12 protein-coding genes are annotated in these 15,411 nt (G+C 70.1%); 6 read left to right on the top strand and 6 right to left on the bottom strand.

Annotation, left to right across the window (positions count from 1 at the left end; all coding sequences use genetic code 11):
* Positions 1-193: 193 nt before the first annotated feature.
* A complete protein-coding gene (locus tag ACZ63J_RS32415) occupies positions 194-1,594 on the bottom strand; it encodes a short-chain fatty acyl-CoA regulator family protein (protein WP_465408872.1) in 1,401 nt (466 codons plus the stop codon).
* A gap of 130 nt (positions 1,595-1,724) precedes the next feature.
* On the opposite strand from ACZ63J_RS32415, the gene ACZ63J_RS32420 reads away from it, so the two are divergent.
* From ACZ63J_RS32420 to ACZ63J_RS32435, 4 genes are read left to right on the top strand one after another with little or no spacing between them, the layout of a single operon-like run.
* On the top strand, positions 1,725-2,588 hold the full coding sequence (locus ACZ63J_RS32420) for a 3-hydroxybutyryl-CoA dehydrogenase (protein WP_465408874.1): 864 nt from the start codon (positions 1,725-1,727) through the stop codon (positions 2,586-2,588).
* Positions 2,588-4,069, top strand: coding sequence for an MmgE/PrpD family protein (locus ACZ63J_RS32425; protein ID WP_465408876.1), 1,482 nt, complete (start codon positions 2,588-2,590; stop codon positions 4,067-4,069). Before ACZ63J_RS32420 ends, ACZ63J_RS32425 begins: the two co-directional genes overlap by 1 nt.
* Entirely contained in the window at positions 4,069-4,962 is an 894-nt protein-coding gene (prpB, locus tag ACZ63J_RS32430) for a methylisocitrate lyase (RefSeq protein WP_465408878.1), read from the top strand. The genes ACZ63J_RS32425 and prpB overlap by 1 nt, the downstream gene beginning before the upstream one ends.
* Positions 4,963-5,001: 39 nt before the next feature.
* Positions 5,002-6,120 (top strand): bifunctional 2-methylcitrate synthase/citrate synthase, encoded by a 1,119-nt coding sequence (locus ACZ63J_RS32435; protein WP_465408880.1) that lies wholly within the window; start codon positions 5,002-5,004, stop codon positions 6,118-6,120.
* A gap of 554 nt (positions 6,121-6,674) precedes the next feature.
* Here ACZ63J_RS32435 and ACZ63J_RS32440 read toward each other — a convergent pair.
* From ACZ63J_RS32440 to ACZ63J_RS32450, 3 genes are all read right to left on the bottom strand, one after another.
* The gene (locus ACZ63J_RS32440) at positions 6,675-7,055 is read right to left on the bottom strand and encodes a hypothetical protein (protein ID WP_465408882.1); all 381 of its coding nucleotides are present in this window, start codon (positions 7,053-7,055) and stop codon (positions 6,675-6,677) included.
* 329 nt (positions 7,056-7,384) lie between these two features.
* A complete protein-coding gene (locus tag ACZ63J_RS32445; RefSeq protein ID WP_465338789.1) occupies positions 7,385-8,386 on the bottom strand; it encodes an acyl-CoA dehydrogenase family protein in 1,002 nt (333 codons plus the stop codon).
* A gap of 398 nt (positions 8,387-8,784) precedes the next feature.
* Complete coding sequence (locus ACZ63J_RS32450) at positions 8,785-9,027, bottom strand: hypothetical protein (RefSeq protein WP_465408885.1); 243 nt, start codon at positions 9,025-9,027, stop codon at positions 8,785-8,787.
* Positions 9,028-9,924: 897 nt separating this feature from the next.
* Between ACZ63J_RS32450 and ACZ63J_RS32455 the strand changes: the two genes are divergently transcribed.
* Complete coding sequence (locus ACZ63J_RS32455; RefSeq protein ID WP_465408893.1) at positions 9,925-11,658, top strand: GAF domain-containing SpoIIE family protein phosphatase; 1,734 nt, start codon at positions 9,925-9,927, stop codon at positions 11,656-11,658.
* Between the two features lie 71 nt (positions 11,659-11,729).
* On the opposite strand, the gene ACZ63J_RS32460 is transcribed toward ACZ63J_RS32455, so the two are convergent.
* A complete protein-coding gene (locus tag ACZ63J_RS32460; RefSeq protein ID WP_465408887.1) occupies positions 11,730-12,992 on the bottom strand; it encodes a hypothetical protein in 1,263 nt (420 codons plus the stop codon).
* Between the two features lie 56 nt (positions 12,993-13,048).
* Positions 13,049-13,942: a hypothetical protein gene (locus ACZ63J_RS32465; RefSeq protein WP_465408889.1), complete on the bottom strand. Its 894-nt coding sequence runs from the start codon at positions 13,940-13,942 to the stop codon at positions 13,049-13,051.
* Between the two features lie 374 nt (positions 13,943-14,316).
* On the opposite strand from ACZ63J_RS32465, the gene ACZ63J_RS32470 reads away from it, so the two are divergent.
* Positions 14,317-15,318 carry a ferritin-like domain-containing protein gene (locus ACZ63J_RS32470; RefSeq protein ID WP_465439712.1) on the top strand — a complete coding sequence of 334 codons (1,002 nt, stop codon included), beginning with the start codon at positions 14,317-14,319 and terminating at the stop codon, positions 15,316-15,318.
* The last annotated feature ends 93 nt before the right edge of the window (positions 15,319-15,411 follow it).

Below are 15,411 nucleotides of genomic sequence, written 5' to 3' on the forward strand. Positions count from 1 at the left end.
CCACCGCTCCACAGACCCCACCATTCGGCCCCGGGCTTTTGTTTTTCTCTCCCCCCCCCCCCCCCCTCCTCTCTCCTCCCCCCCCCCCCCCCCCCCCCCCCCCCCCCCCCCCCCCCCACGACAACTGCGGCAGGACGGGAAGCCAGGCGATTTCGATGCAGGCCCTGGCACCCACTTGACGTCGGCGGGCGGCTCAGGCGAGCGGCGGGTAGGGGAGCAGGCTGCTGGCGTGCTCGTCCACCCGGAGCGTCTTCCCGATCGCGGGGAACGCGCGCTGCGGGCACGCGGGCCGCTCGCAGACCTTGCAACCCATGCCGATCGGGGTGACCGCGGCGTCGGCGCCGAGGGCGAGGCCGTCGGAGTAGATCAGCCGGCGGGCGTGGCGCAGTTCGCAGCCCAGGCCGATCGCGAACGTCTTGCCCGGATCGCCGTGGCCACCCACGGTTCGGGTCACCGTGCGCGCGAGCCAGAAGTACTTCTTGCCGTCCGGCAGTTCGGCGACCTGGGTGACGATCCGGCCCGGCGAGCTGAACGCCTCGTACACGATCCACAGTGGACACGAGCCGCCGACGCGGGAGAAATGGAACCCGGTGGCCGACTGGCGTTTCGAGATGTTGCCCGCGCGATCGACGCGGACGAACGAGAACGGCACCCCGCGCGTGCCCCGCCGTTGCAGCGTCGAGAGGCGGTGGCAGATCGTCTCGAACCCGACTCCGAAGTGGTCCGACAGCCGGGTGATGTCGTAGCGGTAGCGCTCCGCGGCACCGAGAAACACGCGATAGGGCAGTACCAGCGCGCCCGCGAAGTAGTTCGCGAACCCGATCCGGGCCAGCCGGCGAGCGGTGTCGTCGCCGAAGGCGCCGTCGTCGACCAGCCGGTCGATCGCCGTTCCGGCTTCGAGCATGGCCAGCTCGGAAGCCAGCCGGAACGCCGCTTGCCCCGGCCGCAGCGCAGGGGACAGGTGCAGCACCCGGCCGGTCGGGTCGAACCGGTGCTGGTCTGCGCCGATCGGGGCCGCGACCACCTCGACGCCGTGCCGGTCTCGCAGGCCAGCGGCCAGCCCGGCCCGGACTTCGCCGGGCACGAGCCGCAGCTCGGCGGCCAATTTCTCGGCCGGCTCGTCGAGCTCGGCGACGTAGTTGCGGTGCCGGTAGAACCAGTCGCGGATCTCCTCGTGCGGCTGCTGCGCGGCCGTGCGATCGAGGCCCTGCTCCGACACCAGCGTCGCGATGTTCTCGATCGCCTCCCGGTAGCGGCGGTGCAGCGAGACCAGCGTGCGGGCGGCATCGGGCAACTGGGTGGTCAGCTCGTCCACCTGGCCGGCGGAGAGGGTGCCGTCGACGGTGTCGTCGGCGAAGACCTCCCGCACGTCGGCGACCAGCCGCGCGGTGTCCTGCGGCGCGAAGAACTCCGCGTCGACCCCGAAGTGCTCGGTCAGCCGCAGCAACACCGGCAGCGTCAGGGGACGGCCGTTGTGCTCGAGCTGGTTGACGTAGCTCGGCGAGATCTCCAGCAGCCGGGCCAGGTCGGACTGGGACATCGACCGGTCCTCGCGCAGCTGCCGCAGCCGGGCTCCCGCGAACATCTTCTCCACACGTCGACTTTAACAACTTTTACAGAGCGACCGGAAACGTTCACAAGACTTCACAGTCCACAGGGCTCGCCCGCATCGGAGGGCGATGCCACGCTGAGAGCGCAGCACCACAAGGTTCACAGGAGGCCGGATGAACATCGCACGGGTCGCCGTCGTCGGCGCGGGGCGGATGGGCGCGGGGATCGCCGAGGTTTGCGCCCGCGCGGGCCTGGACGTCGTGGTTTGCGAGCAAGACGTGCCGTCGGCCGACGCCGGCCGGGCGAGGATCCTCGCCTCGCTCGACCGGGCGGTCCACGCGGGCAAGCTCGATCGAGCGGGCGCCGAGGAGGCATCCTGGCGGCTGCGGTTCACCACCGACCTCGGCGAGCTCGCCGACCGGCAGCTGGTGATCGAAGCCGTCGCGGAGGACGAGCAGGTCAAGACCGAGCTGTTCGCCACCCTGGACAAGGTGGTCGAAGACCCGGACGCGATCCTGGCGTCCAACACCTCCTCGATTCCCATCATGCGGCTCGGGATGGCCACCGGCCGGGCCGGCCAGGTCGTCGGCCTGCACTTCTTCAATCCGGTGCCGGTGCTCCCGTTGGTCGAAGTCGTCGGCTCGCTGCTCACCTCGCCCGCCACCGTGGACCGGACGCAGCGGTTCGCCACCGACGTCCTCGGCAAGACCACGATCCGCGCGGCCGACCGCGCCGGGTTCGTCGTCAACGCCCTGCTCGTGCCCTACCTGCTCTCGGCGATCCGGATGGTCGAGTCCGGGTTCGCCTCGGCCGCCGACGTCGACCGCGGCATGGAGCTGGGCACCGCGCACCCCATGGGGCCGCTGCAGCTGACCGACCTCATCGGGCTCGACACCGTCGCCGCGATCGCCGACTCGCTCTACGCCGAATTCAAGGAAGCGCTCTACGCCCCGCCGCCGCTGTTGCTGCGCATGGTCGACGCCGGCCTGCTCGGCAAGAAGGCCGGCCGCGGGTTCTACGTCCACGAAGGAAAGTGATGATCGACCACACCGTCCGCACCTACCGCTCCGCCGAGTCCCTGCCACGCGAAGAGCAGCTGGCCTGGAAGCTGGCGTCCGTCGCGACCGATCCGGTGCCGGTCACGCCCGAGGTCACCGAGATGGTGATCAACCGGGTCATCGACAACGCCGCCGTGGCCGCGGCGTCCCTGACGCGGCGTCCGGTCAGCGCGGCCCGTGACCAGGCCTTGGCCCACCCGGCGAGCCCCGGTGCGACGGTGTTCGGCGTGCCCGGCCGGTTCTCGCCGGAGTGGGCAGCCTGGGCCAACGGCGTCGCCGTGCGCGAGCTGGACTACCACGACACCTTCCTCGCCGCGGACTACTCGCACCCCGGGGACAACATCCCGCCGATCCTCGCGGTCGCCCAGCACACCGGCCGCACCGGCGCCGATCTCGTCCGCGGCATCGCGGCCGGCTATGAGCTGCAGGTCGACCTGGTGCGCGGGATCTGCCTGCACGAGCACAAGATCGACCACATCGCCCACCTCGGCCCATCGGTCGCCGGTGGGCTCGGCGCCCTGCTCGGGCTGGACGTCGAGACGGTGTACCAGGCCATCGGGCAATCCCTGCACACCACGACGGCGACCCGGCAGTCCCGCAAGGGCGAGATCTCGTCGTGGAAGGCCTACGCTCCGGCGTTCGCCGGGAAGGCCGCGATCGAGGCCGTCGACCGGGCGATGCGCGGTGAAGGCGCGCCGAGCCCGATCTACGAAGGCGAAGACGGCGTCGTCGCCTGGCTGCTCGGCGGCCCGAACGCCGAGTACACGGTCTCGCTGCCCGCCCTGGGCGAGCCGAAGCTGTCCATCTTGGACACCTACACCAAGGAACACTCGGCGGAGTACCAGAGCCAGGCCCTGATCGACCTCGCCCGGCGGCTCGGCCCGCGCGTCGGCGAGCTCGGCAAGGTGGAGAAGATCGTCATCCACACGAGCCACCACACCCACTACGTGATCGGCTCGGGAGCGAACGACCCGCAAAAGTACGACCCTCAGGCGAGCCGGGAAACCTTGGACCACTCGATTCCCTACATCTTCGCCGTGGCGTTGCAGGACGGCGCCTGGCACCACGTGGACTCCTACGCCCGCGAGCGCGCCACCCGCCCGGACACCGTCGAGCTGTGGCAGAAGGTCAGCACCGTCGAAGATCCCGAGTGGACGCGCCGCTACCACGAGCCTGAGCCCGCGTTCGGTGGTCGGGTGGAGGTCACCCTCGCCGACGGGACGACGCTGACCGACGAGATCGCCGTCGCCGACGCGCACCCGGCCGGGGCCCGGCCGTTCGCCCGCGAGCAGTACGTCGCGAAGTTCCGCACTCTGGCCAAGGGCGTGATCACGCAAGCCGACCAGGACCGCTTCCTCGATCTGGTCACCCGGCTGGCGCAGCTGACCGCGGGCGAGGTGCGCGAGCTGGCCCTTCCGGCGACGATCGACGCGACACCCGCGACGAAGGGGATCTTCTGATGCTGCACGCCACGGCCACCGCCTCGCAGAAGCGGATCGCGTTCCGCGCGGGCCTGAACTCCGGGGCGCTTCAACGGGTTCCGGGTGCGTTCAATCCGCTGAGTGCGAAGCTGATCGAGCGCCGGGGCTTCGACGGCGTCTACATCTCCGGCGCGGTGCTGTCGGCCGACCTGGGACTACCGGACATCGGGCTCACCACGATCACCGAGGTCGCGGGCCGGTCTCAGCAGATCGCCCGGGTGACGTCGCTGCCCGCGTTGGTCGACGCCGACACCGGCTTCGGCGAACCGATGAACGCCGCCCGCACCGTCCAGCTCCTCGAAGACGCCGGAGTCGCCGGGATGCACCTGGAGGACCAGGTCAACCCCAAGCGCTGTGGGCACCTCGACGGCAAGGACGTCGTCGAGCGCGACGTCGCGGTCCGCCGGATCAAGGCCGCGGTCGCCGCTCGCCGCGACCCGGACTTCGTCATCGCCGCCCGCACCGACGCCGCCGGCGTCCACGGTCTCGACGACGCGATCGACCGCGCGAAGGCCTACGTCGACGCCGGAGCGGACCTGCTCTTCCCCGAAGCGATGCGCGGACCCGCCGACTTCGAGCGGATGCGGGCGGCCGTCGACGTCCCGATCCTGGCCAACATGACCGAGTTCGGCAAAAGCGAGCTTCTCGACGCGAAGACCCTCGAATCGCTCGGCGTGAACATCGTAATCTACCCGGTCACGCTGCTGCGGCTGGCGATGGAGGCCGCCGAGAACGGACTGCGCACCATCGCCGAGGACGGCACCCAAGAGGCACTGCTCGACCGCATGCAGCACCGGCGTGATCTCTACAAGCTGCTCGACTACAGCGACTACAACGCTTTCGACGAGAACGTTTTCAATTTCCGCGTCTGAATTTCTTCAGCCGCCCCGAATTCCGACAAGGGGACACCCATGTCCGCACCCGCCATCCACAAGGGACTCGCCGGAGTCGTCGTCGACACCACCGAGGTGTCGATGGTCAACCCCGACACGAACTCGCTGACCTACCGCGGCTACCCGGTCCAGGACCTCGCCGCGCATTGCAGCTTCGAAGAGGTCGCCTACCTGCTCTGGCACGGCGAACTCCCGTCGCCGGCCGAGCTGGCAGCGCAGAACGAGGTCGAGCGGGCACAACGGGGCCTGCCGACCGACCTGGTGATGACGCTTCTCGGCCTGCCCGAGACCGCGCACCCGATGGACACCCTGCGCACCGCGGTCAGCATCCTCGGCGCCAACGACCCCGACGAGGACGACAACTCGCCGGAAGCCAACCAGGCCAAGGCGGTGCGGCTGTTCGCGGTCCTGCCGTCGGTGGTCGCACTGACCCAGCGCCGTCGGCACGGCCTGTTCCCGCTCCCGCCGCGCCAAGACCTCGGGTACGCAGAGAACTTCCTCTACATGACCCTCGGCGCGGTCCCGGAGCCGGTGATCGTCCGTGCCTTCGAGACGTCGCTGATCCTCTACGCCGAGCACAGCTTCAACGCCTCTACCTTTACTTCCCGCGTCGTCACCTCGACGCTCTCGGACCTCTACAGTGCCGTGACGGCCGCGATCGGCGCGCTGAAGGGCCCGTTGCACGGTGGCGCGAACGAAGCGGTGATGGCGACGTTCGAGGAGATCGGCGCGGCGGGCGATGCCGAAGCCTGGTTGCGGAAAGCGCTTGCCGACAAGTGCAAGATCATGGGCTTCGGTCACCGTGTCTACAAAAAGGGCGATTCCCGGGTCCCGACGATGCGGCACGCGCTGCAGGAGGTCGCCGAGCTCCGCGAGGGCCACGAGCTGCTGGACCTTTACGAGGCCCTCGCCCAGGCGATGTACGCGGAAAAGGGCCTGCACCCGAACCTCGACTACCCGGCCGGCCCGGCGTATCACCTGATGGGCTTCGACACGCCGGTGTTCACGTCGATCTTCGTGGCCGCGCGGATCACCGGCTGGACCGCTCACATCATGGAACAGCTGGCCTCGAACAGCCTGATCCGGCCGTCGAGCACCTACAGCGGCAAACCGCAACGCGCGGTCGCAGGTTCGTGAGTCATGGTGGGGCCGTCGTCACCTGGTTCACGGCCCCGCCGATTTTCTTGAGGAAATCTCCAGCGGGAGCCGCGACCTCTTTCCTCCTCGAGATGCTCAGCGGTCCCCGTCCACCTGTTCCTTGGGCGCGGCGCCCGTGTGTCCACCCGAGCCGACGCGCAGCGGTCACCGCGATCGTGCTCGCCGGGGTGCGTGCCATCGGTGGCTACGCCGGGCCGGAGCAGGTGCGGATGGTCCGTGGCGCCGAAGCAGGCACCTCGCACGCCGGCGGATAGCAGTACCGGACGTCGGTTCAGCAGGACAGGGCTCGGCGGCACAGGGAAGGTTGTGCCGCCGAGCCAACCTGTCGACGATCGGAACTTGCCGGACAGCCAGGCATCGACTGAGACAACTTCCGTCGGCTTCAGGCCGATTCAGTGGCCAGGGCCACGACGGTCCAGCGCGTGCTTTTCCACGTCGGCTCTTCCGGGGACGCCGCCCGGCGGACCGGTGGCCTGACCGCGTTTCCCCTGTGCAGTACGCGATCTTCGCACCTCTGCATCCAACCCACTGGCTCAGTCGAGCTCTCCATAAAGCGACTTCATCGTGTCCGCCTGTGCGGACGTGATGACGTCTCGGTCAACGGCGATCTTGATAAGCGAGTCGACGGCGTCGTTTCGAAACTGCGTCATGGTTTCGCGCATCTCCGCGCCCCGGCCTTCCGGGTGTCGAGGGCGGCCGTGATGTCCCTTCTCCAGTTCGCCGGGCTCGAACGCGAACACCTGTCCGTCGTCCAGCTCCATGCGAGCGAAGGTCAGCCGAACGTGGACCAGGGTTCTGCCGAGCTTTACGACCGTGCCATGGCTGCCCGCGGCGTATTTCTGCCGCTTCGACCAGCCGACTGTCACCAGGTCGTCGAGGCCCAGCTCAACGCCGTTGCAATCCGCGAACATCATCCTCCGATCAGAATGCGGCTCCGTAGCCGCCTGGTTGCCGCCAGGCAAATCTAATCTACTTGGCGATCTCCGCGGCTTCGCCGGAGAACCGGGTCGGTCGGCTTCCCCGGCTCCCGGCCCTGGGGTGACATCGCGGACGCGACGTGTTGCCGCCGAAGAAAGTTCTTCGCTGTCGATCAGCAGAGCCGGCGGCGATGAGTGCTCTTGATCGACTTCGATCCGTGCGAATTTGTGTGTTCCCAGATCCGGATCGATCGACGCCGCGAAATCGCCACGACCGGATGATCCACCCGGACCCCATGAACCGAGGCCAGGCCTCGTGAACCGTTTTATGTGCCCGTTGCGGCGTCGAGGACTTGCCGGCCCAATGCGGCAAGGTCGCGTTCGGCGTGGTGCTGGCGAACGTAGACTTCGAGGTCGGCTATCCGCTGAGCGAACCTGCGGTCGCGGCACAGCGGGCCGGCGCCGGTCAGCCGGGGCGCGTGGTCGAGGACCTCGCGTACCGCGTGCTCGACTGCGGCGCGGCAGGTGCACGCGACGTGCCAGGGGTCCGCGGCGGTTTCGATGGTGCCCGCGGCCTGCAGGAGCAGCGCTTCGGCCGTGCGGATCGCGGTGTGGATCGCGCCGAGGTGGGCGAGCTGGTGGTCGTCGGCACGTCCGGTGTCACGCAGGTGAGCCACGATCGTGTCGGTGATCGCGGCCGCGCCGCCGAGCCAGACGGCGGCGACGCCGGCGCTGCCGAGTGCGAAGCCGGGGCGGCCGAGGTACCAGTCCGGGGGGCCGATGAGGGCGTCGGCGGCGACGAGGATGCCGTCGAAGACGACGTCGCCGCTGTCGGAGGCGTCCATCCCGACGGCTTGCCAGGTGTCGGGGTGGCGCTGCACGCCGGGGTCGGTGAGGTCGACCTCGACGAGCCGGTCACCGGCGGCCACCAGCGCGCGGTCCAGCAGCGACAGCCCGGAGCAGAACCGTACGGTGCCGCTGAGTTTGCCGTCCTCGAGGATGGCGCCGGTGCCGGCGGACTTCGCCGCCCAGACGCCGTAGAGCGCACCGGGCTGAGGGGCCCGGCCTGCTTCGCCGAGGATCGTGACGGCGTCGGCGTGGCCCTCGGCCAGCCGCGCGAGCGTCAGGTCGATCCGACCGAGCGCGGCCAGCGCCGCCCACCGGCCGGCGAGCCCTCCGGTTCCGGGCTGGGGAAGCTCGAGCGCGCCGGCGGCTTGCAGTGTGCGAAGGTCGGCGCCGATGGAGGACGTGGATCGCGGCAGCGGCAGTGGTTTCGGGGTGAGGTCTTCCAGAAGACCGAAGGTGGGTCTTTCTTCCCAGGTGATCACGCCGTGGTGGTACCCGGCGCGTCACCGTCTCATGCGCGATCCGCCGGTTCACGCGTCGACGCGCCGGTATCGGAGCCGATGCCAGGTGAGGAGGTGGGCGAGCCCGTCGATGACCAGATCGTGCTCGGGACCCGAGTGCGCAGGAGCGTCGGGGTTCCCTGGTTGGCGATGGTGATACCCAGCGGAACGAGGACGAGGCCCTCGAGCCACTTGGCCGGCGCGTGCCGGGGTGCGGGCGGCGAGTGGACTGGCGCTGTGACCACTACCGGCCGGGACCGCGATGTCAGTTCGGCAACATCAGCTCGGCAGGGCGCCGGAGCACGGCGGCATGAGCTCGAACGGGTCTTTTGAGTGGACGGGTCGCAGACAAGGGAATCCCGAGCGCACTGCCTCGGTGTTCACGCGCAGGCCTGGCACCATTGCAGGGCTGCATGCCAGGTTGCGATCACGGCTTCGCCGTCGGCGAAGCTGGGGGAGACGCCGAGCGGCAGCCAGGTCTGCTTCACCGGCTCCTCGCCTTCCAACCACACCACGCAGATTCCGTGGTAGCGCAACAGCTCGGCTCCGGACTCGTCGGAGATGCAGACTTCGCGGCTGGTGTGCGCCAGCCGCACTCGCCGTTCGTCTGTCACACGCCTCACTCCCGCTTCGTCATCGACAGGATTATCGGGTGTCGGCATCGTGCGTGACACATTCCCTTGTGCGGTCTCGCGCCAGAGGCGGTCACGGCGGAAGCCTCGCGGGGGCCGCCGGACCGGGTGTCGCCGCGAACGCTGAACCCGGCCAGAGACGGCCGGTTGGCATCGAGCGTGGAAGCGGCCCTGGATGGTCGCTGTCGTCGCGGCTGCGGCAGTCCCCGGCGCGAAACCCGGTGCGACGACACCGGCGGCGCCGGAACCGCTGAATGCGCCGATCTGACCGCGCTCGTCGGAGCCCGACGAGCGCAGATGCCCGCGAGACAGAGCTGTTCACCTGCTGGCCGTCGCGCCTTCACAGCGGCCGAGTAACCCATTACCCGGCCGCTGGCGATGGACCCTGTGTGACCCGGGGGAGCAGCACAGCGTGGCTGCGCAACCGACCGCGATTCCAGCTTGTCCGGACAGGACCGCAGACCCTTCGCCGGCGGCTGCTGGGAGGCAACAACGTATCCCTCGGCGCAGGAGTCGCCGACTGCGCGCAGACGGCGGAATGCCTGGCGAACATCGCGGCGCTCCGGGCCGGCTCGGACTCGCTGAGTACGGAGTTCCGCCACGTTAGCCGTAGACGGCCGGTAGGACCAGGTGGAAGGCGGCAGCAGCTCGGAATGGGGCTGTGGGCCGGCGCGGCCGCCGGTCTGAGTCGTGCCGGATCCCCGTCCGCTCGCACAGCCTCTCCGGAGCAAGCGCTACGCTCGCGACCAGGGTTTCCGCCTCGGCGGGGTGGGGACGAAACAGGGAAGCGGGCCGGTGCCGGACGGGGACAGAGACGCTGAGCTGACTGACGCAGGCCGGTTGGGGGCGTTGCGGGACACCGGTTTGTCGGCCGCGCCCGACGCCGGGATGGATCGGTTCGCGCGGTTGGTGACCAGTGTGCTCGCTGTGCCGGTCGCGCTGGTGTCGCTGGTCGAACCCGGCCGTCAGGTCTTTCCCGGGATGAGCGGCTTAGCCGAGCCGTGGGCGAGCGCCCGGGAGACCCCGCTGACGCACTCGATGTGCCGGCACGTCGTGCTGTCCGGGGAACCGCTGATCCTGCCGGATGCTCGCGAGGACGAGCTGACCTGCGCGAACCTGGCGATCGAGGACCTGGGGGTCGTCGGCTACGCGGGGATGCCGCTGACCGACGCCGACGGGCACGTGCTGGGCTCGCTGTGCGCGATCGACACCCAGCCGCGCATGTGGACCGCACGCGAGCTGCAGGACTTGGCCGACCTCGCGGCCGCCTGCAGCGCTGAACTGCGGTTGCGGATCGTGTCCCGGCATCACGAGTGGGCCCGGGCCGAGGCCCGTGAGGCGGAGGCACAGGCGGCGGAACTGGCGGAGCAGACCCGTAGCGCGCTGAGCCGGTCGCAGCTGTTGCTGCGCGCGGCCGAGGAGCTGGCCGACACGACCGGGCTGGCCGACGTTCGCCGGCGGGTCCGTGACCTGGTCACCGGCGACTTCAAGCCCGCCTACGTCGGTCTGGTGCTGGTGCAGGACGGCAGGCTGCGGCGGCTGGCCGACGCCACGGACGTGATCGCGCTGGAACAGGACTTCGCCGTCTACGACCTGAACGACCCGTGGCCCAGCGCCCGCGCCGCCCGGGACAACACCACCCTGCTCATCCACGGCCCCGACGGCCTGCGCGAGGGCGGGTACAGCCCGGACGCCGTCACCGAGCTCACCCGCCAGGGCCTGCACACCACGTTGTGCGTGCCGCTGCCCGGGCCGCATGCCCCGCTGGGCACCCTGATCATCGGCTGGAGCACGCACCACGACGTCGACCTGCACGAGCGGGCGGTGGTGACCGCGTTGGCCGGCTACACCGCCCGCGCCGTGGAGCGGGCGCTGTTCGTCGACGACCGGGTCGTCGTGGCCCGGCGGCTGCAGCAGGCCATGCTCACCGACCTCCCGGCAGTCGAGGGCCTGGACCTCGCGGCGCTGTACCGCCCGGCCGCGCACAGCGAGGTCGTCGGCGGGGACTGGTACGACGCCTACCCGCTGCCCGGTGAGGTGGCGACGCTGGCGGTGTCGATCGGCGACATCGCCGGCCACGACACGACGGCGGCCACCCTGATGGGACAGTGGCGGAGCATGCTGCGCCAAGCCGATGTCGACCACCCGGGCGCGGAGCCGGCGGAGGTCGTCACGGCTCTCGAACGCGGCAACGAGGCGCTCGGTATCGACGCCGCCGGCACGCTCGTCCATGGCCACCTCCGGCAGGTCGGCGGCGTCTGGGAGCTGGCCTGGACGACCGCCGGGCATCCCCGGCCGTTGGTCCGATCCGCGGACGGCACGGTGCGAGAACTCGCCGAGGCGGATCGGATGGTCGCCGTCGGGCTGAACGCGCGGCCGCGCACCACGCACCGTGCGGTCTTGGCGCCGGGTTCGGTGTTGCTGATCTACACCGACGGTCTCGTCGACCAGCCCGGGCAGGACGCCGATGCCCGCGTCGCCGAGGTGATCCGGTTGCTGGCGGCGCACGGAACTCAGCCGCTCCGGGAGCTGCTGGCCGAGCTCGCCGACCAGTTGGCCGGACCGGACCCGGACGACGATGTCGCCCTCCTTGCGGTCCGGATTCCCGCCGAGGGCGAGTAACGAGAACGGGCGGGGCACCGGTTTCCCAGTGCCCCGCCCAGTGCCCCGCCCGGTGTTCTGCCCGCTGTCCGTCAGACGGTGTGCGGGGTGTGCGCGACGGTGTTCCAGCCGGAGGTGAGGACGTCGGCGTTGCCGCCGTTGCCCGCCCAGCCGGAGTTCCCGCCGGTCGTGCTGCTGGTGTTCCAGGCGTCACCGGTCGAACCGGTGGCGCCGGTGTCACCCGAGTGGCCCGAAGTCACCGCGGTGTGCGACGTCGTGCCGTTCTCGTGCTTCCAGCCACCGTGGTGGCGGCCCTGCTGCTCGTGCCCGCGGGTCGACGTGACGGCGGTGTTGCCGCCGGTCGAACCGGAGTCACCCGAGTTGCCGGAGTTCCCGGTCACCGCGTTGTTGTGGCTGGTGGCGTTTCCGGCGTCGCCGGAGTTGCCACCGTTGCCGCCCTTGGCGGTGCCGGTCACCAGACCCAGGACGCCCGTGGTGCCGCCCTGCTCGTGCCGGTTCCAGCCCCAGCCGTGCCCACCATTGTTCGTGGCGGAGTTCCGGCCTTCGCTGACAACCGTGGCGTCGCCGCCGTTGCCCGCCGAGCCGGAGTTCCCGCCGGTGGTGCTGCTGGTGTTGGTCGCGTCGCCGGTCGACCCGGTGGCGCCGGTGCTGCCGGAGTTGCCCGAGGACACCGTGGTGGAGCACTGCGCCAGCAGGCACAGGCCGTAGGCGCTGTTCCCGCCGGTGGAGCCGGAGTTCCCGGAGTTGCCCGAGTTCCCCGAGACCGCCGAGTTGGAGCTGGTGGCGTTCCCGGCGTCGCCGGAGTTGCCACCGTTGCCGCCCTTGGCCGTACCGGTCACGGAACCCACGACACCGAGGATCCCGCCACGCGAGGAGTGCCCACCGGCTGTGTTCTTGCCGGAGGACGCCGCGGTCCCGGACCCGCCGTTGCCGGCGTTGCCCGAGTTGCCACCGGTGGTGGTGCTGGTGTTCGAGGCGTTCCCGGTCGAGCCGGTCGCGCCCGTGTTCCCGGAGTTGCCCGAGGACACCGAGGTGTTGCACTTGGCCAGCACACAAACGCCGTAGGCGCTGTTGTGCCCGGTGGAACCGGAGTTGCCCGAGTTGCCGGAGTTCCCGCTGACAGCGTTGTTGCTGCTGCTCGCGTTCCCGCCAGAGCCCGAGTCACCGCCGTTGCCGCCGGAGGCGGTTCCGGAGACGACCGAGTGCAGGGTGTTCCCGAGCCCGCCGAGCGGGCCCGTGTTCCCGGTGTCCGCACTGGCCACCGCTGATCCCAGCAGGACGAACCCGCCGGAGATGAATGCGGCGGTCAGGCCGCGTCGCACGTACTTGTGCATGACTTCCCTTTCCTGTCTCTCTGTCCATTGTGGATTTTGAGGGTGGAAAGGGTTCGTCAGCTCGGATGGTCGTTGCCGTAGTACTCCAGCCAGTGCAACGACCACGAGCCCGCGGGCGGCGCCCGCCACGTGCGATCCGTGCCGGGCATGCCGCTCCCGGCCGCGGTCACGGCGAACTCGCCACCGTGCTGCGCACCGGATCCGGCCGACATCGCACCGCTCACGCCGGAAACGTCAGCGGGCAGCCCGCCACCACCGGATCCGGACAGTGGATCGGCAACGCCGATCCGCGAACCGGAATGGTCGGCGGCCGACCGGACAGCGTGTGCGACACGCGAACGCTGCGGATCGGTCGAGGTGACCGTCACCGGAGTCCCGCTCCCGGCAGGCGCAGTCACGCTCGGCGAAGACACGATGTCTTCACGCGGGGCGGGCTTCGCCGGCCGTTCGCTCTGCTGGTGCCCGGTTACCGTCGAGACCACGTGCTCGGCTCCGACCACCCGCACCACCGGCTCGGTCAGGGATGCCGTGGCACGCAGCACCGGCGAGGTCACCGGGGACACCGCATGCAGCACGGGCTCGGTGACCGGACGCAGGGCCGACAGAGCCGGCTCGGCCGCGCGCAGCACCGGACGCGTGACCGGCGCGAGAACGGGCTCGAGCCCGTTCGTCACCGGCTTCGCGACCCGCGCCACCTGCGACGTCACCGCGTGCACGGGCTTGGTGACCGGCGTGAGCACCGGTTCGACCGGCTTGAGCATGCCGTGAGCAGTGCTCCCGACGTGATCAAGCAACCCCGGCCGATCCGGGGGCGGACCCTCGGACGCGTCCGCGGCCTCCGACACGGCCAATGCCAGCAGGGTGAACCCGAACAACGCACCGGCCACGACCAGCACCCGAAGGAGCAGTGGGTGCCGGGCCAGTGTGTCGTCCGTCAGGGAAGTATCCATCTATCTCACCCCCCTTCGAGTGTGGACTTCACCGTCAGTCGTAGTTCGGGCCGCCGGACATCACCGGATTGGGCGTAGATCGAAGTTTTTTCTTTCACTCCAATAAGGTTTGCTACCACTGAGTAGCGGGTAAACTCGCCGATTTTCCTGGCGGCAGGAGCGGAAATCGCTCCGTCGGTGACTGCGGCCACTCGATCGAGCACTCTTGGTCGCCGGCCCTGTTCGCCGCCGGCAACCCGGTTGGGGAGTCAACCCATCCGCCCCGTGATCGGCCCCGAACGTGAACTGTCCACGAAGGATCCATCCCCCAGCGCCGGGAGCCGGTGGTGGGTGACGCCCGCCGCCCTCGCGCGCGGGCGGGGAGGAGTTCGTCCGTGTTTGGCAAGCGTTATGCCGCTTCGATGATCAACCGGAGCGCCGAAAACGACCAGGACCGCCGCCGTTTCCTCAAGGCGGCCGGGATGACCGGGCTCGGGGTGGTCGGCGCCGGCGCGCTCGGCGGCCTCGCCACCGGGACCGCAGCCGCCGCGACCGCCCGGCCCACGGCTGCGGCCGCCGCCGCGTCGGCTGAGGTCAGTGACGGTGCCGTCCTGAACTTCGCGCTCAACCTGGAGTACCTGGAAGCCGAGTTCTACCTGCACGCCGTCACCGGCAAGGGCCTCGCCGACTCGATGACCACCGGGACCGGCACCCGCGGCGGTGTCACCGGCGGCCGGGCGGTGCGGTTCAAGACGAAGGCCGCCAAGCAGTACGCCCAGGAGATCGCGGGTGACGAGAAGGCGCACGTCCAGTTCCTGCGCTCCGCGCTCGGCTCGGCCGCGGTCAGCCGCCCGGCGATCGACCTGCAGTCGAGCTTCACCGCCGCAGCGCAGGCCGCCGGCCTGGTCAAGCCCGGCCACAGCTTCGACGCGTTCTCCTGCGAGGAGAACTTCCTGCTCGCGGCGTTCCTGTTCGAGGACGTCGGCGTCACGGCGTACAAGGGCGCCGCGCCGCTGATCAGCAACAAGACCTACCTGGAAGCCGCGGCCGGCATCCTCGCGGTCGAGGCGTACCACGCTGGGAACATCCGCAGCGCGCTTTACCAGCACACCGACGGCATCCTCGGGCTGGGCCTGCTCGGCCGTGACCTGCGCGAAGCCAGCGTCAAGCTGTCCAACGCCCGCGACAGCCTCGACGGCCCCACCGACGACGACCAGGGTGTCGTCGACGGCCACGGCAACGCCAACATCGTCCCGACCGACGCCAACGGCATCGCTTACAGCCGTTCACCGGGTCAGGTCTTGAACATCGTCTACCTGACGAACAAGGCTGCCAAGTCCGGCGGGTTCTTCCCGAAGGGCGTCAACGGCGAAGTGAACACCAGCGCCGCCAACTGACGCGTCGAGGTGGGGGGGGGGGGGGGGGGGGGGGGGGGGCGCACCCCTCTGGGGGGGGGGTTAGGGGGGGGGAAAGGGGGGGGGGGGGGAGGG

The sequence above is a fragment of the Amycolatopsis sp. NPDC104863 genome (genome assembly GCF_055582965.1).